The following is a 23506-nucleotide window of genomic DNA, read 5'->3' on the forward strand; positions in this document are numbered from 1 at the left end:
ATGCAAGAAAAAAATTACACTAACGAAAGTGCTATCCGTGAAGCGATACAAAGTATCGCCGTTGGTCCTGATCGCGGTCGCGATATTTCACGTGAGCTAGCCAGCCAAGTGATGCGAGCAATTTTACGCTCGGACGTCGACGACGTGCAGGCCGCAATTTTTTTGATCGCGTTGCGCATGAAGCGAGAGTCGATGGACGAGTTTGCTGGCATTTTCGATGCGCTTGCTGATCAAGTTGTCCCCATTACGGCTTCCGTCGATCGTGTCGTTTGTTTGGCTGACCCGTTTGACGGGTATGTTCGCTCGGTGCCTATGACGCCCTTTTTGCCGGCCGTGTTGGCAGCGCTTGGTGTGTCGGCCGTATTGCACGGCGTTGAAAGTGTGGGGCCAAAGCATGGTGTAACCGCGCACAAAGTATATCGCTTAGCCGGTATGAATCCCTTGCAGTCGGTTGCGCAGGCCGCCGCGCAGTTGGACAGCGTGGGTTGGGCTTATGTGGACCAGCAAGTCTACGCGCAACAATTGGCGTCGCTTGCCGTTTTAAGAGATAAGATGATTAAGCGCACGGCTGTTACCACCTTGGAACGCTTATTGATGCCGATTCGTGGACGTCGGACAACCCATATGGTTCTTGGTTACGTGCATAGCGCTTACCCGGAAATCTATGCGCGTATCGCTCGACAAGCGGGTTATGACTCGGTGTTGCTGGCAAAAGGCGTTGAAGGTGGCTTGGCGCCAGCCTTAAATAAGCCGTTGCGTCGTTTTTTCTTTGAGTCGGATATTCCGTTTGATGCGTCGAGTTCTAAAGAAATTATCGCCGCCGAGCGTCTGTTTGATGCGAAACAGGCGGCGTTGCCGGCGTCGAATGCTGAGTCACCGGTGGCAGAGTGTCTGGATGTTGGTCTCAAAGTGCTTGATGGGGCGTCAGGTATGGCGCGAGATAGTCTATGTCTTGCCGCCGGTCAGATCATATTCGCACATCAGCCTAGCTTGACTCTCACGCAAGCTGTTGAAAATGTTCGAGACTGCTTGGATAATGGCACGGCGAAAGCCCGTTTTTATGCGATGATTGAACAAGCTAGATAGTGCTCGATTTAAGCATTGTCCTAAACATGTTAAAACGCTATGAGTCCTTTGCACGGTACTGAACCTGTGCAGGAGTTTGTCAGCGCAGTACAATTCAGGGTATGCCGGACGATGTTTGGCTCACGCTGACCGTCGGCCTAACCTATTAATTGAGTGACACGCTATGTCTTCCAAATCAAATCATCTCACCGCACAACTGCCCGATACCCCGCAAGTCAAGGAAGCAGTCGAATTCTTAACCAGTATTGTGGGTTCGGCGGTTAAATTTAAGGCTTCCGATATCCATATCCGAGCTAATCATCAAATTATGATGCGTCTCGATGGTCGAATTCGGCAGGTGAAGGGTTCCCCTGAAATGACCGACGAGATGATCGAACGGCTGATTTTTCCGATGATGTCTAAGTATCATCTATCCATATTTAAGGAAAATAATCAGGTCGATTTGGCACTTACGGACAACGAGGGTAACCGTGTTCGAGTCAATATGTTTCGTCAGCTTGGTCAGTTGGCAGTGGTGATGCGAGTAATCGAAAATGTTATTCCTGACCCCGATGCGTTAGGTTTACCCGAACAAGTGCGGACAATTGCCCGCATGCGTCAAGGCTTAGTAATATTTTCCGGTGCGACCGGCTCGGGTAAGTCGACGTCGATGGCGTCGTTGCTAAACGAAATCAATCGTGAACGTTACCTGCATATTTTGACGATTGAAGATCCCGTTGAATATGTCTTTACTGAGCATCGGTCGGTGATTTCACAACGGCAGGTGGGAATCGATGTGCCGGACTTTGCGTTAGCCATGAAGGCCGCGCTGCGTGAAGATCCTGATGTTATTTTGATGGGCGAGATGCGTGACCCCGAAAGTATTGAAATTGCGTTGACCGCAGCTGAAACCGGTCACTTAGTATTCAGTACGCTGCACGCGCCAAACTCGGCGGATGCGATTACACGAATGGTGTCGAGTTTTGGTGGTGATGAGCAGGCGACAATTCGGGCTAAGTTAGCGTCCAATCTGAGAGCTATTGTGACGCAACGATTACTTCCCAAAAAAGAGGGCGCTGGCCGAACCGTGGCTTGTGAAGTATTAACCGTCACGCCGTTAGCACGAGAGCTAATTGTCGATCCGATGCGGATTAAAGAGATCAAAGATTTGATTAAAGGCGGCGATAAAGTAGAAGGCATGCTCGCGTTTGATGAGCATTTATTGCAACTGGTTCGTGATGATGTAATCACCGATGAAATCGCACTTACCAGTGCCTCAAGCTCCACTGACTTGGCGTTGAAACTGAAAGGTTTCTAGCGCGCAGATCGTGTTGTTTCTTCGCGTCAGTGGTGATGCGTTGTATTGCTGAAGAAAGTGAACTGAGTGGGGTCGTAAGGCTTTGCTTAGCTATAGGCTTACTCCAAAAGAGTGCAATCTAGTAATGTGGAAGTGGCTGGCGACGGCGTTGGTTGTCGCAATGATGACTCGCCGAAGTTGACGAAGCGGGAGTTGAGCGGACTTACGTGTAGAGTTACTTCGTTTTCTCTCTAACGGAGTCAGCTGGCACACAGCCAGCTTGACCCTCGTCCTAAAGATCCTATAGCGCTTTGTGTTAAAGAGCCTTCACTAAGGCTAATACTTCGTCAACGTGACCTTTGACTTTTACCTTGCGAATCTCATGTCGAAGCGTACCTTCGGCATCAAAAATAAACGTACTACGTTCAATTCCCATGTAATTTTTGCCGTACATGTTTTTTTCTTTGATGACTTCCATTGCGTTGCAAAGTTCTTCCTCTGGGTCGGAGATCAAATCAAAGGGGAATTCATGTTTGTTAATGAAGTTTTGATGTGAGCGAATGCTCTCGCGCGAGACGCCTAAAATCTCAGTATTGGCACTTTGAAACTCTTTGTATGCGTCACGGAAATTTTGTCCTTCAGTGGTGCAACCTGGTGTGTTGTCTTTGGGGTAAAAGAACATTACGAGATTCTTGCCCTTCAAACTTTGTAGTTCCAGCGACTCATTTTGGGTTGTCGCCACGGTTAAGTCCGGAATTTGGTCGCCAATAGAATATGTCATGGTAAATGCTGTCGGGTTGATAGTTGGTTGGATTATAGGTTTAGTCGATGATTTGCCAGTGAAGTGACTGCGCATGCTGTCTTAGTCGGTCATCGGGAGTTACCGCAATCGGTGTGTCCACTTGTTCGAGTAAGGGGAGGTCATTAATTGAGTCACTGTAGAAAGTGCAGTGATCGGGCTCGATATTTTGCGCTTTGAGCCACTGTTGTAGTCGTGTGACCTTGCCTTCGCGAAAGCACGGAACACCGGCAATTTTTCCGGTGTAATGCCCATCGACAAATTCAGCGCGTGTGGCTAATAGATGTTCTACGCCCAATAGGTCGGCAATTGGCCGTGTGACAAAATCGTTGGTTGCGGTAATGATAACAATTTGGTCACCGGCATCGCGGTGCGAATCCAATAAGTGTGGCTTACCGTTTGCAATCATCGGTTTGATGGTAGATTTAATGAAGTCGTCACGCCACTGATATAGCTGATCAAGTGGATGCTGTGTGAGTGGTTGAAATTGATATTCACAAAAAGCCACGATATCGAGAACACCGTCGACGTATTGTTGGTAGAAGAAATCTTGTTTTTGCTGTTGCTCTACTGGGTCTACGGCACCAACTTGTGCCAAATACATGCCCCAACCATGGTCGCTGTCGCCATTTAATAGAGTGTTGTCCAGATCAAATAATGCGAGCGCCACGAAAGTCTCCAAAATAAGGTTGAATTGCAGAATACTGATTTAGTAATGCACAAACTGCGGGGAGTTGATTATAATGATCCGATTGAGTCTGGCAAAGCGCCGATATTATTTAATTCAACAGAGGCATGCAGAACTTCGAACCAATCTTTGCGAACGATGGATATCGACCGAATGTCGGGATCATTATTTGCAACAATCAAGGACAGTTGTTTTGGGCTCGACGAGTCAATCAAGACGGCTGGCAATTTCCTCAAGGCGGCGTCAGCCGAAATGAGTCTCTGGTCGAGGCCATGTATCGAGAGCTGCAAGAAGAAACTGGCTTGCAAAAAGAACAAGTCCGCTTAGTTGCCCATACTAAAGAATGGCTGCGTTACGACCTGCCCAGACGTTTATTGCGTAACCAGCGCCGTCGTGCGCAAAGCACCGGCCGACGACGAGTTAATTTCCGAGGGCAAAAGCAAGTTTGGTTTTTGATCGAGCTGATTGAAGACGATTCAGTGGTTGATCTTGCCGCCGGGCTTGAAACGCCGGAGTTTGACAGTTGGCGTTGGGTCGACATGCATCATGCCATTGATAATATTGTTGAATTTAAAAAAACGGTCTATCAACGTGCTTTGTCGGAGCTCCATGAATTTCTCCCCACTAATAACTAACGTCCTACGTATTCATTGATGACTTTGCTACCCCGCGCTAAGAATTCTCGGTTTGTGTTTAATGTTGCAGCCGTGGCCGCATTGGTGTTGTCACTAAGCTCGCCAGCACTCGCGCAACAAAAAAGCTCAGCTTGGACCGAGAGGCGGTGGCCGATGCGGTGACAGCACATGCCCTTAATAGTCGGTTCCCGACTAGGATGGAGTTTAAGGGCGAACAAGGCCAGCCCATCGCGGGATTGGTCAATTACACATTCGATGAGACAGTGCACGATGATATGGCGGACGTGTACTTACGTTACCAGCCTGACTATGCCTGTTTCGTCGCGATTGATGTTGAAACCGGCGCCATTCTCAACATAACAAGCTTCATTAAAGCCGATGAGAAGTGGGATAATCTTGTGATGCGTTCGGATTATCCGGCGGCCTCGGTTTTTAAAATGGTGACAGCTGCGGCGGGTCTTGATTTAGGTAAGGTAACGCCTAGCAGCGTTATTCCATTCAATGGCAAGTCGACCACCTTATATAAAAAGCAAGTTCTTAGCCATGAGAAGACAAAATGGACTCGCTCTCCGACCTTTAAAGAGTCATTTGCGAAATCGGTTAACCCCGTATTTGGTCGCTTGGGGGTAAAGCAAATAGGGGCTGATAATTTACGACTTTATGCTCATAAGTTCGGTTTTGGCGAAGCATTGCAAAGCGATTTTCATTTGCCGCCTAGCACGCTTGGGTTGGCGATGGAAGACGAGTGGGAAGTGGCTGAAGCCGCATCGGGTTACACTCGAGACATTACTTTAAGTCCGATTCATGCTGCACAAATTGCTGCCATTGTCGCGAATGATGGAAAAATGGTGACGCCATACATGGTTGATTCAGTGGTAAGTAATGATGGGCATGTGCTCTACCGAGCGCAGCACCAGAATAGCTCAACGCCGGTAATCACTGAGAAGACGGCTGCGTCTTTGCGTAGCCTGATGACTGAGACTACGCGTATTGGTTCAGCTCGCAAGTCGTTTCGCGGTCTAGATCGCTACAAAGTTTACAATAATATGGAAATCGGTGGTAAAACCGGTTCGCTCACTGGTTTGTCTCCTCGCGGACGGCATGATTGGTTTGTTGGCTATGCCGAAAAGGACGGTCGGCGCGTAGCGTACGCTTCACTCATCGTTAACAAAGAGAAGTGGTATGTGCGCAGTGCCTATGTGGCCAGACAGTTTATCTACCACTATTTTACCGAGCGTATGCAAGATGATGTCGAGATGGCTTCCGCGGCCGCTGCCGAATAGTTGATTTGAGACGTTGGTTTGGTTAACCGCGTGATTGTCTTTTTGACACTAACCGCCGGAGCGTATTTTTTTTAACAGTGCGGTGGTTGAGCGCTCAAACTGAAACGCGATTGAATGCACTTGGCCGCCATGCGCCGTAACAATGTCGCCACCAACAATATCCTTCGGTAGCCAGTCTCCGCCTTTAACTAAGTGATCGGGTAATATTTGCTGGATTAATAGAAAGGGCGTGTCTTCGTCAAAGCTCACTACCGCACCGACACACTCAAGGCTGGCCAATACCGACATGCGGTCTTCGAGACAGTTGACTGGGCGATCATCGCCTTTCCCCTGCCGTTTTACCGAAGCGTCACTATTCACTCCGACGATCAGTGCCGAACCCAAATTACGCGCTTGTTCAAGGTAAGTGGCATGACCGCGATGTAAAATGTCAAAACAGCCGTTGGTGAACACTAAAGGGCGCGGTAATGCGCTGACCATTGCATCTATGGATGCAATGTCAGCGTTTGCCGGAATCACCTTTCTCTGTGTGTTTAGCATCATTGGATAGTCCGGCGGTTAACCTTCTTGGTACTCAAATACTTTTACAACTCGCTCAACACCGCGAACCGTGCGAGCATACTCAACTGCATCGGTTGCTTCGTCAAGCGTTACGATACCCATCAAGTAAACGCTACCACGAGTCGTGACTACTTTTACGCGATTAGCATCAAGCCCAGTTTTTAGTAACAATCTACTTTTTACTTTTCCGCTAATCCACGCATCGTTAGTTCGTACACCAATTCGAGTTTTATCAGTGATAGTGGTTTCGTCGACGACTTGTCGTACTCCTTGAATTTCGCCAAATTGGCTAACTACGTTGCGTTTTACCGCCTCGTTATCGATTTCGCCGGTTACCAACAAAATGCCGTTCCATGAAACAGGTTTGACGTGCGCTGCTTCGCGAATTTCATTGGTTGATACCAAAATATTGCGGGCTTTAATTTCAATTGCGCTGTCATCAATATACTCGCCAACGGTGCGGCGGTCGTGAATAATGTCTACGGTAGCAATGACTGCGCCGGCTACTAGTGCGGTTACGCAAGCACTCAAGCTGGCCGCAACGCCTAGTGCTAACCATAGCATTCGAGTCCGGATGGCAAATTGTTTTACCGACGAAGAAAACTTAAGCGTTGTGGTGGGCATACAAGCTCCAATTAGAGAGTGATTCGAGCGCAAAATTGAGTTGGTGCGCTTTCGGTGCAGCGAAACTTCAGTGCTGCCTAATCCGGTTTATATTAGTCCAGCTCATAGATGTCGATTAACTCGCAAATACAATGAATAATTAAGCCATGAACTTCTTGAATTCGAGCGGTTACATCACCTTTTACAATAATGTCGATGTCGTCGCTGCCGAGGATTGGGCTTAATTTTCCGCCAGCTTTACCGTTCAGTGCAACCACTGTAACTGATTTTTCATGTGCGACTTCGACGGCACGCGCGATATTTGCAGAGTTACCGGAAGTGGTGATTACCAATAGTACATCGCCTGGGCGTCCTAGTGCGCTAACTTGTTTGGAAAAAACTTGTGAGTAGTCATAGTCGTTGCCAATTGAAGTTAATGTCGAGCCATCTGTCGTTAGCGCGATTCCAGGTAATTCGCGACGTTCCCGTTTGTAGCGGTTTAGTAATTCAGATGACAAGTGTTGTGCATCCGCGGCGGAGCCGCCGTTGCCGCAAATAAGTAACTTGCCGCCTGCTTCGAAGCTGGCGTAGATGTGCTTCGCTGCGGCTTCGATTTGTGATTCTAGATGCGCGTTATCGAGAATACTTGCGGCGCTTTCTTTAAAGTGTTGTGAAATGATCGACATGATGTAAGTCTGCTTGGCGCCAACGATATTCGAAGGGCCGTTATTGTTGAAAGCGAGAGTGGTTTTAAAAAGCGTTGCTTATCCACTCAAAGCTCGGGTTGCTAAGGTTTCCGTTGACGCAAAGTATATCAAAACGGCATGGGCAGTCAGAGGTTTTGGTCGTTACTAAATAGTGCTCTGCAGCACGACGTAGCTTGGTTTGTTTAAAGTAGTCGATACTCTCAAGAGCACCGCCGTAGTCTCCGCGCTTGCGATGCCTTACTTCAACAAAGACCAGATAGTCTTTATCTCGCATGACAATGTCAATTTCGCCAACACGACAATAATAGTTGCGCGTCACCACAACCAGTCTTTTCTTAACTAAATAGTTAGTTGCTAGATCCTCGGCGCGGTTGCCCTTGGCTCGGGTCCCAATTTGAATCATTGTAAGTTCCTTTTACATTTGAATTTGGTAGCTGACTGCCATTAAGCGCGTCAAGGGGGGCAATGTCAATGCCGTAGGACTCGTCGACCACCGCTTCACCGTTTTCAAACCGTGCCCAAGCCGGTTGATAAATCGCTTCGCCGTAATTGTTGATGGTTATTTGCCCTGTCTTGCCGTTCAACGCTAAGTCGTTATTGACCAAAGAAGCGTAGTTACCAGCAATCTCATAGGCATCACCGCCCATCGCAAACAGCATATTTAATTGTCCGGCATAGGGCGACACATTCGCTGATTTTAATACCCAAGGCATTACCGGGAATAGGGTGTTGTCTAAGTCGATATTGTTAACGCTATCTTGAATGCCATTGAATATGGCAGACGTTGAATACACTGGAATGCGCGACCCGCTAAAGAAGTTTATTTGTGGACGCACTAGGCGCCCAGTGTCGTTGTCGGCAATCATGAAGATGAAGTCAATATCTTGTCGCTGGTATGCGGCGAACTCGGGTCGATAGCCGAGCACTTTACGTAGCTGTGAATTGCGGTATTCGCTTTGATTGATATCAAATAATTGCTTGAGCTCGATGCTGTGGTCAAACTGCTTGGGTGAGTAGTTGACCACCGCGCTGATCTTTCCTCCAAGCGATAGCCAGCGTTGGCTGAAGGCATCAACGGTGCGCTGACTTTGAGAATCTGTCGGCACCATCAGCGCGGCGCTAAGGTGTCCGTCCTTCCATGCTTTTTCTGCGACATGTTGACCTTCTAGTTCTGGGCCCATGGCAAAGCGTGACACTGCGCCAGCAAGGGGAGCTTCGCCACCTAGTAATAATGACGGGATATTGGTATTGGCATAGCTGTTTACTTGGTCGGCGTAGTCTTTACCTAATGGGCCAATAATGAAATCCGCTCCTGCTTGCACTGCGGCAGCGTAATACTGCGGCGCTTGGCTCGGGATGTCGCCGATATCATAGAATCTTACTTCTGGGCGAAACGGCGAGTAATTTTGCTCGTGTTGGTAGCGTATGCCGTCTTTTACGGCATTAGCGGCTTTGCTGAAACGCGAGCTCAATGGCAACAATACGGCAACGCTGGTGGGCGAACTCTGAGACCAGTTGGCGTTAATGGTTTTTTTGCTGCTTTCTAATGGTTCGTTGCGCCAGCGGTTAAACTGCTGTGGTTCCAAGCTGGCATCGCCCACTTGGGTGCCAAGGCTTTGTTCAACGCGATTGCGCACTAGGGAGTATTCTGTATTCTCTATAATAAGTTGTCGTTCTTCTGCGGGAATAGCATTGATTACTTGCCAAATGTAGCGCGTTGTTTCACTCCGTGCAGCACCAACCAGCGCGCTCTCACGTTGTATCAATGCTTGTACTGAGGCGTCTAGCTGGCCAAGTTTTTCATAGGCAAATGAAATTAATAAAAGCGCGTCAACTTGTTGGGTGCTCACCGGTGGTTTCGCGGGTATGACTACTGGTTGAGGCTCATCATCCTCAAGTACTTCCGGTTCTGGTGCGCTTAAAAAGTCTTCTGGGACGTAGTTTATTAACGGTGTTAGCAGGTCGATAGTTTGGTAATAGTCGCCTCGGTGAAAAGCGATATACGCCTGAACAACGCGCCGTCTGTGGCCTTGAGTGATATCTGTTGGTAGCCCTAGCAGCTCTCCCAAAGTTCGTTCTGCGCTGTCAAAGTCGTTCGCTTGCACGTAATACTCTGCGGCGCTGAGTACGGCGTTCACTTTGTCTTCGGGTGCTTGTTGGTCGGCTTGTTGTTCAAAGTAGCGTGCGCGTTCGGTGTTGCGAGCCGCTTCTAGTTCTTCGACTTGTAAGCCGCCGGTTCTAAAATCGGGATATGCCGTGCCAGGTTGGATCGGTGATGCAAATGGCTCATCTAAGACGATGTCGCGAGCTTCAACCTGAGCAGGTGGGTAGACAGGAGACGAGGCGCAGCTAGCGAGCAGAAAAATGCTGCCGACAAGTGCGAGTCGATATGAACAGCGGTGTAATTGATGATGCATTATGATCGTATTCCGATTATTCTCAAAACCTTGTATCTGCTTGCCAAATCAGCAGAACCGATTTCGATCTATTCCAACGCGAAGTATACCGAGTGAGTGACCCAATTAGCAAAGAGACCGAATCAGACAGTCATCAATTAAGTACGGCTGATCGTGGACATCTGTATATTGTGGCGACCCCTATTGGCAATCTTGCCGATATTAGTCAGCGTGCGCTGGATACATTAAAGGCGGTTGACATTATCTTGGCAGAAGATACGCGTCATAGTAAACGTTTGTTAAATCATTACGGGGTCAATCGCCCGCTGCGCTCATGTCATGAGCATAATGAGCAAAGCATGGTCGATTGGGTTGCCGAGCAATTGTCACAAGGTCAAAATCTGGCGTTAATCAGCGATGCCGGTACGCCACTAATAAGTGATCCTGGTTTCGTGTTAGTGAGGGCGTTGCGAGACTTGGGGCATTCGGTGTTGACTATCCCCGGACCGAGTTCGATTATTGCGGCGCTATCAATTGCCGGTTTACCGACCGACGGATTTATTTATGATGGCTTCTTGCCGGCCAAGTCGAGTGCACGAAAGACGGCGTTAAGTGCTTACCTTGCACAGCCTCGGACCGTTGTGTTGCTTGAGTCATCGCATCGCATCGAGGCTTGTCTTCGAGATGTTGTCGAGGTGCTAGGTGCGGTGCGCCAAGTCGTCTTGGCTCGCGAATTGACCAAGCGCTTTGAAACTGTCTTGACAGGGAGTGCAGAGCAAGTGTTGGCGACGCTTGAAGCGGATTCTGATCAAACTCGAGGCGAGTTCGTGTTAATGCTGGCAGGGCAGAAGCTTGTGTCAGAATCCGATGCCGATATTAGCGCTATGCTGCGTGTTATGTTGACTGAATTACCGGTTAAGCAGGCCGTTGGTTTAGTGGCCAAGTTAACCAATAAACGTAAAAATGAGGTCTACCAGCTGGCGCTGGATTTAAAAAATGAGATGCCTAACTAGCCTTTTAATCGCCAGCATGCTTATCGCTTTCAGCTCGGCGAGCATTGCCGGAGCCTCTTTCTTGCAAGAGAATTTGTCCGTTAATGATGCGGTTTATGTTGTCGATCATGCCGGTAAGGAAATTTTTAATTGGCAAGCGGATAAGCCGCTCGTGCCTGCATCATTAACGAAGCTAGCTACGGCCTATTTGGCGCTGGAGAAATGGGGTGGTGAGCACCACTTCACGACGGACTTTTACCTCGCCGGCGACACTTTATGGGTCAAAGGTTATGGCGATCCGTTTTTGATCTCGGAAGAGCTAGAGCTGATTGCGCAGCGTTTGTCTATGCTCGGTTTGTCGACGGTACGAGAACTAAAGATCGATAATACTTTTTTTTCGATTACTAAAGTTCCAGGACGCAGTCAGGTAAGTGACCCGTATAATGCGCCGATGTCGGCGGTTGCGGCGAACTTCAATACCGCCATGTTGCGCCAGCATGAAGGGCGACTCGTGAGCGCTGAACCGCAAACCCCGCTAACCAAAACCGCGCAACGAGTGGCGCAGGGTATTGGTGTTCGAGCGACTCGAGTGAACCTTCGTAACGCGATCAATGCGCAACAGAATTTTGCTGAATTGTTAGTCGCTAAATGTGGTTGGAAAGATGTTCGGATCTCGGTAGGTCAGCAAGTTCCAACTGATGTGCCGCGTTTATTCAGCTACCAAAATTCGCGCTCCTTAGCCGAGGTGTTGCGCGGTGCTCTAGAATATTCCAATAACTTCATCGCTAATCAGGTGTTTTTGAAGCTTGCCGAGCAGTCGCAGGGCAACTCAGTAACGTTTGAGGCTGCCAGCGCGTATGCCCGAGCGGTATTGGAAGCGGATTTTTCTTGGCAAGGTGCTGTATTGCAAGACGGTGCCGGTTTGACTCGCGATAATAGGCTTTCTGCGTATCAGTTAGATGACCTGCTTAAGGCGTTGACTCCAAACAAACGATTGCTTAAGGAGTACTTGATTGATCGTGATGACGTAAATGTGTTTGCCAAAACCGGAACCTTGAATGCGGTGCATAGTTTTGCTGGCTACATCGAGTTTCCGGCTCATAGCTTTCGCTTTGTTTTCAATTTCAATCGCACGGTTCCCTATCAGTATCGCATTCGCTTGCTCGATAAATTAGTTATGGATCTGAAGCAGCAAATAGCCGCAACATCCGGAGACCTGCAATGAGAGGCATGCGACAGAGTGCGGCAACGGATCAGCGCGTCGACTGGTCAAGCCTGAAGCAGTTGCTGCCTTATTTGATGGAGTTTAAGGGGAGAATCGGCCTCGCCTTGCTGTGCCTAATTGGCGCTAAGCTTGCTAGTGTCGGCTTGCCGTTCATCCTCAAGCACATCGTCGACCAACTTAACGCTGATACTTCGTTGATTGTGGTGCCGATGGCGTTATTGATTGCCTATGGTTTGGTGCGATTCTCCAATGTGTTATTTGGGGAGTTGCGAGATACTTTATTTGGACGAGTCACCGAGCGCGCCATGCGCCGGGTGGGTCATCGCGTATTTCAACACTTGCACTCACTAGATTTAGCGTATCACTTGAACCGCCGCACAGGTGGGGTGTCACGTGATATTGAGCGTGGTGTCTCAGGTATCAGCTTCCTGATGCGTTTTATGGTATTCAATATCGTGCCTACGTTTATCGAAATTGGCATGATTGCGGTGTTGCTGTTTTGGAATTATTCGTTTTGGTTCGCGCTTATTGTGGTTGTGTCGGTATCGGCCTATGTCGGATTTTCGGTGGTTGCCACCGAATGGCGTACTGCCACGGTACGTGCGATGAATAAGGCCGAGAGTCAATCGAGTACCCGAGCCGTTGACAGTTTATTGAATTTCGAAACGGTTAAGTATTTTAATAACGAAAATTTTGAGGCAGACCGGTATGACGTCGATTTGGCGGCTTGGGAAGCTGCGCGGCGTAAAAATCGACTAACCTTGTTTGGCTTGAATGGTGGTCAATCGCTAATTATTGCTACGGCCGCAACAGCGGCCATGGTATTGGCTGCCAGTCAGGTTGCCTCGCAGGCCATGACCATCGGCGACTTTGTGTTGATTAATGCGTTGATGATGCAGATATTTATGCCGCTTAATTTTCTCGGTTTTGTTTATCGGGAAATGAAAGGCTCGATGGCTAATATTGATGCGATGTTTGCATTGCTAAGAGTGCAGCCGGCAATTAAAGATCGAGAGCGAGCGAGGCCATTGGTGTTGGGTCAGGGTAAAATCAGCTTTCATGACGTTGGCTTTTATTATCATGCTGATCGGCAGATTTTGCAGGGTGTGAGCTTTACCGTCCCGGCTAAGCAAAAGGTGGCTATCGTGGGTGGTAGCGGGTCAGGGAAATCGACCATCATGAAGCTATTGTTCCGATTTTACGATGTGACCAGCGGGCAAATTCAAATTGATGGTCAAAATATTGCTGATGTTACACAGCAGAGTTTGCGTCGTGCGATCAGTGTGGTGCCGCAAGATACGGTGCTATTTAACGCTAGCATTTATGACAACATTCAATATGGGAACGTTAATGCGACAGCGGAGGAAGTCAATGAAGCGATCAGAATGGCATATCTTGATGATTTCATTCGCCAGTTACCTGACGGTGGCGACACGCAGGTGGGCGAGCGTGGACTCAAGTTGTCTGGTGGTGAAAAGCAACGAGTCGCGATTGCTCGCGCCATTCTGAAGAAACCTAAAATTCTGGTGTTTGACGAGGCGACGTCGTCGTTAGATAGCCAAGCAGAGCAGCGTATTTTGGCGGCGATGGAGCGAGTTCGAGGTAATTATACTAGCGTAGTTATTGCGCACCGCTTGTCCACTATTGTCGATGCTGATTTAATCTTGGTGCTTGATCAAGGCTTAATTGTTGAGCAGGGAACGCATCAAGAGTTGTTACAGCACGGCCAGCATTATGCTGCTGCGTGGCGGTTGCAGAATAGCGATTAAGTTAGTGTTGTAGTCTCGCTCTTAGGTATGAGTCTACGATATGATCCAGACCATGTTTAGTTTCTCGTCAGATCTTATGTATTCTTTCGCTCGCCCCATTTTATTTAAGCTTGACCCTGAGTATGCGCATGACTTAACGCTGTCCAAGCTTGCAATGGCATCAAAGTCGCCATTCTTAACCGGCCAAATTCAAAAGTGGTTTGGCAACCGAGTGAACGATTTACCGATTAAGTGTATGGGTATCGATTTCCGGCATCCAGTTGGCTTAGCGGCAGGTTTAGATAAGAATGCTCGAGCTTTGCCGGCATTCTCAGCTCTCGGTTTTAGTGGGGTCGAACTCGGGACGGTCACTCCGAAGCCTCAGCCGGGCAATGATAAACCAAGAATGTTTAGGCTTGAGGATGATGAGGCGCTGATTAACCGCATGGGTTTTAACAGTGGTGGCGTTGAGCTATTTGTTGAGAATATTAAGAAAACTCAGCGCACCGCGGTGGCGGGGATCAATATTGGTAAGAACGCCATTACGCCGATTGCGGATGCACATTTTGACTACGTGTCGGCGATGCAGCGTGTCTATGCGCATGCTGATTACATTACGGTGAACATCTCATCACCGAATACTAAGTCACTAAGAGATTTGCAGAACGAGTCGTTTCTGGATCACTTATTGCAGCAGATAAAGCAGGCGCAGGTAAAGTGCCAAAAAGTCCATAAGCGATCAGTGCCGATCGCGCTGAAAGTGGCGCCGGATTTGACCCCTGATGAAATTGAAATAATCGCGGAGTTGTTGATTTCGCATCAGTTTGATGCGTTGATTGCGACCAACACCACTGTGGCTCGGCCTAGTTCGCTTAAGAGTCAACACGCCAGTGAAGGTGGCGGTTTGAGTGGTGCGCCAGTTAAAGAAATGTCGACTGATTGTATTCGTCAATTTTACCCCTTGTTAAAGGGTCGAGTTCAGATTATTGGCGTTGGTGGTATTAAAACAGTCGATGATGCCTGGGAAAAACTGTTGGCGGGCGCTGACTATTTGCAAATATATACGCAATTTATCTATCAAGGCCCAGCGATGATTAAGGACATTGTTCACGGTCTGCAGGCTAAAGTGCAGTCGCATGGGTTTAGCGATCTCGGAGAGGCCCTCGCGCAGCTACGCAAGGAATAATTGGCTTAGCGCGAGCATTCTTCGGAATAGGCTTTGCTAAGGTCTAGGTTATTGGGTAGACTCGCGGCGAAGTCAGCCAGACAGTCGCCGCTCGTTAATTCGGGGGGAGGAAAGTCCGGGCTCCATAGGGCAGGGTGCCAGATAACGTCTGGGCGGCGTAAGCCGACGGCCAGTGCAGCAGAAAGATACCGCTTCTTCTTCGGAGGGAGTAAGGGTGAAATGGTGCGGTAAGAGCGCACCGCGTTAGTGGTAACACGAGCGGCTAGGTAAACCCCACTCGGAGCAAGACCAAATAGGTGTTCATATGGCGCGGCCCGCGTTGAACACGGGTAGGTTGCTTGAGGCGTATAGCGATGTGCGCCCTAGATGAATGACTGTCTACGACAGAACCCGGCTTATCGGCTGACTTCCTTTTTTCCAGTTTTCAGAATGTTAATTATATCTGGAGGCTGCGCTAACCCTCTGAGTAAGGCGCATTGCAATATTGGGTTTTATCGCTGGGTGGCGAGTGTCAGTGGCATCATTGAGCGCTGTTTCGGTATATCTCGCGAGAATGATGCGGTCAGGCAATTATTGTTTTTCCTTAAGATATTGCTGGTTTGATAGTATGTATGTCTTACCGAAGATTAATCTGTGGATAAGTCTGCGGTAGTGCTTAAAATTTAATCAATTAAAAATATAATCTTGTGTTCGATAGTTAAAGTAATACTTTAACTTGAGTGGTTAAGTTGCAATGGAATGTGCGCTAAGCTACTGAAAGAAAAAGGTTTTCCCTTCTAATAAACCCTTGACAGTCATGCCTGCGTCGTAGATAGTGGCGAAATGTGGGTAATTGTGGGAATTTGTGGATAATTTATCCCAATTCCTGCAGCCCTAACCAGAAAAACCGAACCACAATCCAGTAACTACAGGACGAGCATCGTCGTGGCCAGAGGCAGTAACCATTTAAATCTAGACGCGAAGGGGCGGATGTCAATTCCGACCCGGCATCGTGACGCCTTAAAAGGGGAGTCCGAGGGTGCGCTGGTGGTGACTATTAGCCCAAGTGATCGTTGTTTATTGCTGTATCGACTAGAGGATTGGGAGCAGGTAGAGAAGAAGCTAACCGCGTTGCCGACGTTGAACGCACAGACTCGACAGTTGAAACGGATGCTGATTGGGCACGCGGATGATTGTGTTATGGATGGTAGTGGGCGAATTCTGGTGCCGACTCCGTTGCGTGAATTTGCTGGTATTGATCGAAAAGCGGTCTTGGTAGGGCAAGGCGACAAGTATGAAATATGGAGCGAAGCGCAATGGGTTGCGCAGCGCGATTCCATGTTGTCAGTAGAGCTCGATGAGTCGGCGTTGCCGAGCGAGCTCGAATCTCTCTCTTTTTAGAGGGCGCCATGGAAATTGTTGAGCAACACATTCCTGTCCTGAAGCGAGAGGCTCTCGACGCGTTGAATATTCGTTCGGATGGCGTCTACGTAGACGCTACCTTGGGTCGAGCAGGTCATGCGCGAGCGATTCTTGAGCGATTGGGCGACAATGGTCGTCTGATTGGTTTTGATCGTGATCCGCGTGCGATTGAGCTAGCTAGCGCCATTTTTGCCGAAGAGCCTCGTGTGCAAATCATTCACTCGGACTTTGCGCGCATGGCTGAGAAGCTGCATGCGGTGGCTCAGCTCGAATCAGTGGATGGTGTGTTCATGGACCTAGGAGTTTCGTCACCGCAACTGGACCAAGCTGAGCGCGGCTTTAGTTTTATGCGTGACGGTGCGCTGGATATGCGTATGGATACGACTCAAGGTGAGTCCGCGGCGCAATGGCTGGCAAGCGTTGACGAGCGCGATCTGATGATGGTGCTGTTTGACTTGGGCGAAGAGAAGTTCGCGCGTCGAATAGCGCGTGCCATTGTGTTGGAGCGTGACGAGTCAGCGATTCAGACTACCTTGCATCTGGCGCGTATCGTCGAAGAAGCCACACCTAAAAAAGACAAGCATAAGCATCCTGCGACGCGTACGTTTCAGGCTATTCGTTTGCATGTGAATCAAGAGTTGAGTCAGGTTTCAGAGGCATTGCCTCAGGCTGTTAGCCTGCTCAATGAGGGAGGGCGTTTAGCTGTCATCAGTTTTCATTCTCTGGAAGACAGAATTGTAAAACGCTTTATTCGGGACCTGTCTACGCCGAATTTGCCGCCGAAAAATATCCCGGTGACAAGCGATATGTATCTAACGCCGCTCAAGCCAATTGGCAAAGCGATTAAGCCGACTGCGGATGAGGTTCGCGAAAATCCGCGTGCTCGTAGCTCGGTTTTGCGAATCGCTGAACGTACTGCTGTACCTTATTTGGGAGGTAAGCATGCGTGATAGCGTGATGTGGTTTTTAGTTACGAGCGTAGTTATCAGCGCGCTGGCGGTGGTGAATGTGCGCCATGAGCATCGTATTGCGTACCTGGCATTTCAAACCGAGCAAGATCGGCGCGATGCTTTGGATGATGAATGGGGGCAGCTATTAGTTGAGGAAAGTCTATGGGCGTTTCCGCATCGTATTGAAAAGGATGCAACCAAGCTTCTCTCGATGCGCGCACCTAAAAAAGAAGATATAAAATTTGTTGGAATGGATCAGCGGTTAACCGGTGAGGTCAGTGATGGCACGCGGTAAACCTATTGTGACAGCGACCAAGCGCAAGACCCAAAAAGAAGTGGTTGTGCCAGTTGCGTCGTGGCGCTATAAGATGATCGGCGGCATTTTCGGGCTGATTTTTATCGGACTCATTGTGCGAGCCGTGCACTTGCAAATTATTGATAACGATTACTTGCAGTCGCAAGGTGATGCTCGATATTTGCGTGTGCAAAAAGAGGAGCCTACGCGCGGCATGATTGTTGACCGAAATCATCAGCCGCTGGCGATTAGCACACCGGTTGACTCGATTTGGATGCATCCTGCTACTATTTTGCGGCAACAGAATGAATACTCCTATGAGCAATTGACGGGGTTGCTGGGAATGACTCGTGCGGAGTTGTTGGCCAAAGCCGAAAAGGCTAAGGCGAAGGAGTTTAGTTACTTAAAGCGTCAGTTGTCACCGCATCTAGCAAATAAAATTTTGTCGTTGGATGTGCCTGGAATCAATTCGGTACGTGAGTACAAGCGTTATTACCCTGCGGGTCCAGTGTTGGGGCATGTGCTGGGGTTTACCAATATCGATAACGAAGGTCAGGAAGGTTTGGAATTGGCCTTCAATAAGTCACTTAAGGGCTTGCCGGGTCGGACTCAGGTATTGCGTGACCGTTTTGGCCACGTGGTTGAATATGTTGAGCAGTTGAGCCAAGTGGAGCACGGTCAGGATATTACGTTGAGTCTAGATGCTCGAATTCAGTATCTTGCGTATCGGCACCTGCAGGCTGCAGTTAAAAAACATCAGGCTAGTTCGGCTTCATTGGTGGCGTTAGATGCCAAAACCGGAGAGGTTTTAGCCATGGTTAGCATGCCGGATTTTAATCCAAATGATCGCTCCGACCTAATCAGTGCTCAGTTTCGCAATCGCTCTATTGCCGATTCGTTTGAGCCTGGGTCTACGGTAAAACCGATTACCATTGCGATGGCTTTAGAGGAAGGTGTGATAACGCCAGACACTATCATAGATGCCGAGAAAGGCTTTTTCTATATTGGGCGAAGTCGTATTTCCGATACAAAATCACTCGGCGAAATTACTGTAACGGATGTGATAAAGCGCTCGAGTAATATCGGCGCAGCGAAGATTGCGATGATGATGTCAGCACGGGATCTTTATGACACTTATCGCTTGGTAGGCTTTGGTAGTACCAATGATCTGAAGATGCCTGGCGAGCAGCGCGGCATTCTTGCGAAACGTAAGAAGTGGCGGCCAATTGAGCACGCTACGCTTTCTTATGGTTACGGTTTGTCGGTTAATACCTTGCAGCTAGCGCGTGCTTATCAGGCATTGGCAAACGACGGAGTGCTTTTGCCGATTAGTATTCATCCGGTGACTGACGTGCCCGAAGGCAAGCGTGTGTTTAGTAAAACCGTAACAGATCAAGTGGCGCTGATGCTAGAAGCTGCGGTCAGCGATGAAGGGACTGCGCCTCGTGCACAGGTAGACCAGTATCGTGTCGGCGGCAAAACGGGTACCGCACATAAAGTATTAGATGGTCGGTATCAAGACGACGCGTATATGTCGATTTTTGCTGGATTCGCGCCGATCAGTGATCCTGAGATTGTGCTAGTCGTGTCGGTTGATGATCCCAAGGGCGTTGATTATTACGGCGGATTAGTGGCTGCGCCGGTCTTTTCCGAAGTTATGGCCGGAGCTTTGCGGTTTCGCAATGTGGCACCGGACGCTTTGGAGTCTGACGCTAAACCGGAACTTAAATTAATGATTGCACGCCCCAGAGCGACGGAGGCCGGCTAATGTCTTATTCATTACCGCTTGCTGAGTTGTTGGCGCTATTGGGTGTGGAGTCTAGTGAAACGCTCGAAATAACCGCACTTAGTCTGGATAGTCGGCAGATTGCAGCCGGTTCGTTGTTTCTGGCCTACCCAGGGGCGAACTCGGACGGCCGAGATTTTATGTTGCAAGCGCAAGCGGCCGGCGCGAGTGCGATCATCTATGATGAGCGTGATTACTCGCTGCCAGATGCTATTGCCATTCCTAGTTTCGCAGTTGCTAACCTGCAGGCGCAAGTTGGTGTATTAGCGGATGCCTTTTACGCCAAACCGTCTGCTGAATTGCAGGTGTTTGGTGTCACAGGCACCAATGGCAAAACGACCTGCTGTTACTTGCTGACCCAAGCATTGACCCAATTAGGTTTGCAGGCGGCGATGATTGGAACCATTGGCGTTGGTCGCCTTGATGCTCTGCAAAAAGCTGGGCATACCACACCTGACCCAATTTCACTGCACCGGCAGCTAGCCGAGTTTCGTGATCAGGGAATTACCCAGGTGTGTATGGAGGTTTCTTCTCATGCATTGGACCAAGGACGTGTGAGTGGCGTTCGGTTTTTCTGCGCGCTATTCACCAATCTGAGTCATGACCATTTGGATTACCACGGTGACATGGCCTCTTATGGTCGCGCAAAGCAGCGCTTGTTTACGCAGTTTCATAGCGAGTTGGCGATCATCAATGTGGCGGATTCATTCGGCGCTCAGCTTCGCGAGCTTGGCGGCGCTGAATTCTCCGTAGGTTATGGTGCTGGTGGTGATGTTTATCTTGATGATCTTGAGATGAACTCGTCGGGCATGCAGTTTGTGGTTGAAGGGAGTGGCGTTGAATTCGCGGCCGAGACGCCGCTTATCGGGCAAGTAAACGTGCCCAATATAGAGTTGCTAGTTGCTACGTTGCTGGGATTGAGTACGCCGATAGAGGACATTCAATCTATTTTAAGGTCCTTGCGTCCCGCGCCCGGGCGCATGGAGCTGTACCGCCACGGTTTGTCGCCTCATGTGGTGGTCGATTATGCACACACGCCAGACGCTCTCGAAAAAGCGTTATTGTCGGTCAAGCGACATTGCGAAGGAGACGTTTGGTGTGTGTTCGGGTGTGGCGGAGATCGTGATCGAGCTAAGCGGGCGGTGATGGGGGCAGCAGCAGATCAATATGCTGAGCATGTCATTATCACTAATGATAACCCGCGCTCAGAAGCCGGTGATGCTATCGCCGCTGATATTGCTAAAGGCATTCACGGTTCTTATGTCGTGGTACTGGATCGTGCCACGGCTATCGCGCAGGCAATCGAGTCAGCGGCGCCTGAAGATTGGGTGTTGGTGGCCGGTAAGGGTCATGAAGCTACGCAACAAGTCGGTAATGATTTCCTAGAGTTCTCTGATCGCGAGCAGGTTTCACGCTTACTTGAGGTGGATGCATGATTCAGTTATCACAAGCTTGCCAAGTGGTCGACGGTGTTTTGCGCGGCGCCGATGTGTTGTTCCACAACGTGAGTATCAATACTCGTGATGTGTGTGAAGGGCGATTGTTTGTCGCGCTTAAAGGTGAGCAGTTCGATGCGCATGATTATGTGGCGCAAGCCGCGACAGCCGGAGCGGTGGCCTTGTTGGTTGAGCAAGATGTGTCTTCAGTATTGCCAGTGGTTAAGGTTGATAGCACTCATCAGGCGCTTAAAGATTTGGCGGCATGGTGGCGTACGCAGTTGGTGTTACCCGTAATCGGGATCACCGGCAGCGTTGGTAAAACCACAGTCAAAGAAATGGCTGGCGCGATTTTTTCTCAATTGGGGCAAGGCGTAGTAACTCATGGCAACCTAAATAATGAAATCGGTGTGCCATTAACATTGATGCGTTTAAGTGAAAATGATCGATTTGCGATTGTCGAAATGGGTATGAATCATGCTGGTGAGATTCAACGTCTGACCCAGGTTGCGCAGCCGACCATTGCGTTGATCACGAATGCTGGCGAAGCGCACCTAGAGCATCTTGGCTCAGTGGCGGCGGTGGCTAAGGCGAAAGGTGAAATATTTGCGGGACTTACTCCTGACGGCACAGCGGTTATCAACGCCGACGATGCGTTTGCTTCAGAGTGGCAGCAAAGTACTGCTGGGCGACGTGTTGTCTCCTTTGGTTTAACTAATGCGGCAGATATTACCGCCACGTATCGACAACATCGTGGCGCGTTAGAGATACAAATTTCGACGCCCGATGCCACATTTGAGATTCGTTTAAAGGCTCTTGGTGAGCATAGTGTGCGTAACGCTTTGGCGGCAACCGCTTTGGCGATCGCAGCGAATGTGCCGATTGACTATATTCAACGCGGTCTCGCTGAGTACCGTTCTCCGGCTGGGCGATTGCAGGTGAGTCAAATTGGTGAAAACACATTAATTGATGATACCTACAATGCCAACCCTACTTCGATGGCTGCGGCTGTTGAGGTGTTAGCAGGTTTTGCACAGTCCACTCTAATAGTTGGTGATATGGCTGAGTTGGGCGAACACGCGGAGTCTGCGCATCGACAGCTTGGGGTTTTAGCTCGCGCGAATGGGATCGATAAAGTCTTAGCCTGTGGCCGGTATGCCGAACTGGTAGTAAACGAGTTTGGAGCCGACGGCCACTGTTTTGTAACACAGGCTGAGTTGATTGAGTTCGTTTTGTCCGCACCACTGAGTGGTGCCATTCTGGTTAAAGGCTCTAGGTCCGCAGCAATGGAAAATGTGGTGCGAGCGTTAGGTCAATATTTTGACGGCAGTCAAACCAGCAATAACACAAAAAAACACGGGGAAGGCGCATGTTAGTCGCACTATTTGGATGGCTCGCGGAGCAACACAGTTTTTTTAATGTCTTCCAGTATCTAACGCTGCGAGCTATTTGCGCGGTGCTTACGGCTCTCATTCTGTCGTTAGTCATGGGGCCGGTGATGATACGTAAATTACGTTTTCATCAAATTGGGCAAACTGTGCGTCAAGATGGGCCGCCTACTCATTTTGATAAAGTCGGAACGCCGACGATGGGCGGCTTGTTGATTCTGGCGTCAGTCTTGTTAGCGACTCTGTTATGGGCGGATTTGACCAATCGCTATGTGCTAATCACTATTTTTGTGTGCTTTTTCTTTGGCGTCATCGGTTGGTACGACGACTATCAAAAGCTAATTAATAAAGATCCAAAAGGCATGGGGTCGCGCAATAAGTTTTTGGGGCAAAGTGTGGTGGCGACGATTGCCGCATTATTTCTCTATTACACCGCTCAAACGCCGATTGAGACATCGTTGATCATTCCATTTTTTAAGGACGTGGTGTGGCAGCTCGGCATTTTGTTTATACCGTTGACCTATTTTGTGATTGTCGGAACCAGTAATGCGGTTAATTTGACAGATGGCTTGGACGGTTTGGCTATTGTGCCTACTGCTATGGTGGCCGGTGCTTTAGCAGTTTTTTGTTACCTTTCTGGCAACGTGATCTTCTCCGACTATTTACAGATTCCGCAAATTGCTGGTGCCGGCGAAGTGGCGATATTTTGCGCGGCCTTGGTCGGCGCTGGGCTTGGGTTTCTTTGGTTTAATACCTACCCCGCACAAGTCTTCATGGGCGATATTGGCTCGTTGTCGCTGGGTGCGTCGTTAGGTGTGGTGGCTGTAATCGTTCGACAAGAGTTAGTGCTATTCATTATGGGCGGCATCTTCGTGCTGGAAACGGTATCCGTCATTCTGCAGGTCTTTAGTTACAAAATGTTTGGCAAACGAATCTTTCGTATGGCGCCGATTCATCACCATTTTGAACTAAAAGGGTGGCCAGAGCCTCGTGTGATTGTTCGATTTTGGATTATTAGTTTGGTGTTAGTACTCATCGGTCTTGCGACCTTGAAGGTTAGATAAG

At 49.1% G+C, this 23506-nt stretch carries 22 protein-coding genes and 1 other RNA gene; 16 read left to right on the plus strand and 7 right to left on the minus strand.

Annotated elements, in window-relative coordinates; all coding sequences use genetic code 11:
• Both DFR28_RS13220 and DFR28_RS13225 read left to right on the plus strand, forming a co-directional pair.
• On the plus strand, window positions 1-1086 hold the full coding sequence (locus DFR28_RS13220) for an anthranilate phosphoribosyltransferase (protein ID WP_113954835.1): 1086 nt from the start codon (window positions 1-3) through the stop codon (window positions 1084-1086).
• A gap of 163 nt (window positions 1087-1249) precedes the next feature.
• Window positions 1250-2383: a type IV pilus twitching motility protein PilT gene (locus DFR28_RS13225; protein WP_113954836.1), complete on the plus strand. Its 1134-nt coding sequence runs from the start codon at window positions 1250-1252 to the stop codon at window positions 2381-2383.
• 295 nt (window positions 2384-2678) lie between these two features.
• Here DFR28_RS13225 and DFR28_RS13230 read toward each other — a convergent pair whose 3' ends face one another.
• Complete coding sequence (locus tag DFR28_RS13230) at window positions 2679-3143, minus strand: peroxiredoxin (RefSeq protein WP_113954837.1); 465 nt, start codon at window positions 3141-3143, stop codon at window positions 2679-2681.
• Between the two features lie 40 nt (window positions 3144-3183).
• Window positions 3184-3831, minus strand: a complete 648-nt coding sequence (locus tag DFR28_RS13235; RefSeq protein ID WP_113954838.1) for a histidinol-phosphatase — start codon at window positions 3829-3831, stop codon at window positions 3184-3186.
• A 125-nt stretch (window positions 3832-3956) separates the two neighbouring features.
• Here DFR28_RS13235 and DFR28_RS13240 point away from each other — a divergent pair, with 125 nt between their 5' ends.
• Entirely contained in the window at window positions 3957-4484 is a 528-nt protein-coding gene (locus DFR28_RS13240) for an RNA pyrophosphohydrolase (protein ID WP_113954839.1), read from the plus strand.
• Window positions 4485-4615: 131 nt separating this feature from the next.
• Entirely contained in the window at window positions 4616-5767 is a 1152-nt protein-coding gene (locus tag DFR28_RS13245) for a penicillin-binding transpeptidase domain-containing protein (RefSeq protein WP_147251021.1), read from the plus strand.
• A gap of 48 nt (window positions 5768-5815) precedes the next feature.
• Here DFR28_RS13245 and rfaE2 read toward each other — a convergent pair whose 3' ends face one another.
• The 5 genes from rfaE2 to DFR28_RS13270 all read right to left on the minus strand — a co-directional run bounded on the left by rfaE2 (window position 5816) and on the right by DFR28_RS13270 (window position 10055).
• Complete coding sequence (gene rfaE2, locus DFR28_RS13250; RefSeq protein WP_170132091.1) at window positions 5816-6310, minus strand: D-glycero-beta-D-manno-heptose 1-phosphate adenylyltransferase; 495 nt, start codon at window positions 6308-6310, stop codon at window positions 5816-5818.
• 15 nt (window positions 6311-6325) lie between these two features.
• The gene (locus tag DFR28_RS13255; protein ID WP_113954841.1) at window positions 6326-6952 is read right to left on the minus strand and encodes a BON domain-containing protein; all 627 of its coding nucleotides are present in this window, start codon (window positions 6950-6952) and stop codon (window positions 6326-6328) included.
• Window positions 6953-7044: 92 nt separating this feature from the next.
• Window positions 7045-7617 (minus strand): D-sedoheptulose-7-phosphate isomerase, encoded by a 573-nt coding sequence (locus DFR28_RS13260; protein ID WP_113954842.1) that lies wholly within the window; start codon window positions 7615-7617, stop codon window positions 7045-7047.
• Window positions 7618-7681: 64 nt separating this feature from the next.
• Complete coding sequence (locus DFR28_RS13265) at window positions 7682-8041, minus strand: YraN family protein (RefSeq protein WP_170132092.1); 360 nt, start codon at window positions 8039-8041, stop codon at window positions 7682-7684.
• A complete protein-coding gene (locus tag DFR28_RS13270) occupies window positions 7986-10055 on the minus strand; it encodes a penicillin-binding protein activator (RefSeq protein WP_113954843.1) in 2070 nt (689 codons plus the stop codon). The genes DFR28_RS13265 and DFR28_RS13270 overlap by 56 nt, the downstream gene beginning before the upstream one ends.
• 92 nt (window positions 10056-10147) lie before the next feature.
• Here DFR28_RS13270 and rsmI point away from each other — a divergent pair, with 92 nt between their 5' ends.
• From rsmI to mraY, 12 genes are all read left to right on the plus strand, one after another.
• Window positions 10148-11047, plus strand: coding sequence for a 16S rRNA (cytidine(1402)-2'-O)-methyltransferase (rsmI, locus tag DFR28_RS13275; RefSeq protein WP_245941762.1), 900 nt, complete (start codon window positions 10148-10150; stop codon window positions 11045-11047).
• A 16-nt stretch (window positions 11048-11063) separates the two neighbouring features.
• The gene (locus DFR28_RS13280) at window positions 11064-12251 is read left to right on the plus strand and encodes a D-alanyl-D-alanine carboxypeptidase (protein ID WP_170132093.1); all 1188 of its coding nucleotides are present in this window, start codon (window positions 11064-11066) and stop codon (window positions 12249-12251) included.
• Complete coding sequence (locus DFR28_RS13285) at window positions 12248-14020, plus strand: ABCB family ABC transporter ATP-binding protein/permease (protein ID WP_211316995.1); 1773 nt, start codon at window positions 12248-12250, stop codon at window positions 14018-14020. Before DFR28_RS13280 ends, DFR28_RS13285 begins: the two co-directional genes overlap by 4 nt.
• Before the next feature lie 40 nt (window positions 14021-14060).
• Window positions 14061-15185, plus strand: coding sequence for a quinone-dependent dihydroorotate dehydrogenase (pyrD, locus tag DFR28_RS13290; protein ID WP_245941763.1), 1125 nt, complete (start codon window positions 14061-14063; stop codon window positions 15183-15185).
• 68 nt (window positions 15186-15253) lie between these two features.
• Window positions 15254-15599: RNase P RNA component class A (gene rnpB, locus DFR28_RS13295), an RNA gene on the plus strand.
• A gap of 510 nt (window positions 15600-16109) precedes the next feature.
• On the plus strand, window positions 16110-16565 hold the full coding sequence (mraZ, locus tag DFR28_RS13300) for a division/cell wall cluster transcriptional repressor MraZ (RefSeq protein WP_113954846.1): 456 nt from the start codon (window positions 16110-16112) through the stop codon (window positions 16563-16565).
• A gap of 8 nt (window positions 16566-16573) precedes the next feature.
• Complete coding sequence (rsmH, locus tag DFR28_RS13305; RefSeq protein ID WP_113954847.1) at window positions 16574-17536, plus strand: 16S rRNA (cytosine(1402)-N(4))-methyltransferase RsmH; 963 nt, start codon at window positions 16574-16576, stop codon at window positions 17534-17536.
• The gene (gene ftsL / locus DFR28_RS13310) at window positions 17529-17831 is read left to right on the plus strand and encodes a cell division protein FtsL (protein WP_170132094.1); all 303 of its coding nucleotides are present in this window, start codon (window positions 17529-17531) and stop codon (window positions 17829-17831) included. The genes rsmH and ftsL overlap by 8 nt, the downstream gene beginning before the upstream one ends.
• The gene (locus DFR28_RS13315; protein WP_113954849.1) at window positions 17818-19599 is read left to right on the plus strand and encodes a peptidoglycan D,D-transpeptidase FtsI family protein; all 1782 of its coding nucleotides are present in this window, start codon (window positions 17818-17820) and stop codon (window positions 19597-19599) included. The genes ftsL and DFR28_RS13315 overlap by 14 nt, the downstream gene beginning before the upstream one ends.
• Window positions 19599-21053, plus strand: coding sequence for a UDP-N-acetylmuramoyl-L-alanyl-D-glutamate--2,6-diaminopimelate ligase (locus tag DFR28_RS13320; protein WP_113954850.1), 1455 nt, complete (start codon window positions 19599-19601; stop codon window positions 21051-21053). Before DFR28_RS13315 ends, DFR28_RS13320 begins: the two co-directional genes overlap by 1 nt.
• Window positions 21050-22429 (plus strand): UDP-N-acetylmuramoyl-tripeptide--D-alanyl-D-alanine ligase, encoded by a 1380-nt coding sequence (locus DFR28_RS13325; RefSeq protein ID WP_113954851.1) that lies wholly within the window; start codon window positions 21050-21052, stop codon window positions 22427-22429. The genes DFR28_RS13320 and DFR28_RS13325 overlap by 4 nt, the downstream gene beginning before the upstream one ends.
• On the plus strand, window positions 22423-23505 hold the full coding sequence (gene mraY / locus DFR28_RS13330) for a phospho-N-acetylmuramoyl-pentapeptide-transferase (RefSeq protein ID WP_113954852.1): 1083 nt from the start codon (window positions 22423-22425) through the stop codon (window positions 23503-23505). Before DFR28_RS13325 ends, mraY begins: the two co-directional genes overlap by 7 nt.
• Window position 23506 lies beyond the last annotated feature (1 nt).

Source organism: Arenicella xantha (genome assembly GCF_003315245.1).
GTDB classification, from domain to species: Bacteria; Pseudomonadota; Gammaproteobacteria; order Arenicellales; family Arenicellaceae; genus Arenicella; species Arenicella xantha.

Coding starts and splice junctions, on each gene's coding strand:
- mraY (WP_113954852.1), top strand. CDS start 22,423: ATGTTAGTCGCACTATTTGGATGGCTCGCGGAGCAACACAGTTTTTTT.
- rsmH (WP_113954847.1), top strand. CDS start 16,574: ATGGAAATTGTTGAGCAACACATTCCTGTCCTGAAGCGAGAGGCTCTC.
- rfaE2 (WP_170132091.1), bottom strand. CDS start 6,310: ATGATGCTAAACACACAGAGAAAGGTGATTCCGGCAAACGCTGACATT.
- DFR28_RS13285 (WP_211316995.1), top strand. CDS start 12,248: ATGAGAGGCATGCGACAGAGTGCGGCAACGGATCAGCGCGTCGACTGG.
- DFR28_RS13225 (WP_113954836.1), top strand. CDS start 1,250: ATGTCTTCCAAATCAAATCATCTCACCGCACAACTGCCCGATACCCCG.
- DFR28_RS13255 (WP_113954841.1), bottom strand. CDS start 6,952: ATGCCCACCACAACGCTTAAGTTTTCTTCGTCGGTAAAACAATTTGCC.
- DFR28_RS13265 (WP_170132092.1), bottom strand. CDS start 8,041: ATGATTCAAATTGGGACCCGAGCCAAGGGCAACCGCGCCGAGGATCTA.
- DFR28_RS13230 (WP_113954837.1), bottom strand. CDS start 3,143: ATGACATATTCTATTGGCGACCAAATTCCGGACTTAACCGTGGCGACA.
- DFR28_RS13320 (WP_113954850.1), top strand. CDS start 19,599: ATGTCTTATTCATTACCGCTTGCTGAGTTGTTGGCGCTATTGGGTGTG.
- pyrD (WP_245941763.1), top strand. CDS start 14,061: ATGATCCAGACCATGTTTAGTTTCTCGTCAGATCTTATGTATTCTTTC.
- DFR28_RS13220 (WP_113954835.1), top strand. CDS start 1: ATGCAAGAAAAAAATTACACTAACGAAAGTGCTATCCGTGAAGCGATA.
- DFR28_RS13315 (WP_113954849.1), top strand. CDS start 17,818: ATGGCACGCGGTAAACCTATTGTGACAGCGACCAAGCGCAAGACCCAA.
- DFR28_RS13270 (WP_113954843.1), bottom strand. CDS start 10,055: ATGCATCATCAATTACACCGCTGTTCATATCGACTCGCACTTGTCGGC.
- ftsL (WP_170132094.1), top strand. CDS start 17,529: ATGCGTGATAGCGTGATGTGGTTTTTAGTTACGAGCGTAGTTATCAGC.
- DFR28_RS13260 (WP_113954842.1), bottom strand. CDS start 7,617: ATGTCGATCATTTCACAACACTTTAAAGAAAGCGCCGCAAGTATTCTC.
- DFR28_RS13325 (WP_113954851.1), top strand. CDS start 21,050: ATGATTCAGTTATCACAAGCTTGCCAAGTGGTCGACGGTGTTTTGCGC.
- DFR28_RS13280 (WP_170132093.1), top strand. CDS start 11,064: ATGCTTATCGCTTTCAGCTCGGCGAGCATTGCCGGAGCCTCTTTCTTG.
- DFR28_RS13240 (WP_113954839.1), top strand. CDS start 3,957: ATGCAGAACTTCGAACCAATCTTTGCGAACGATGGATATCGACCGAAT.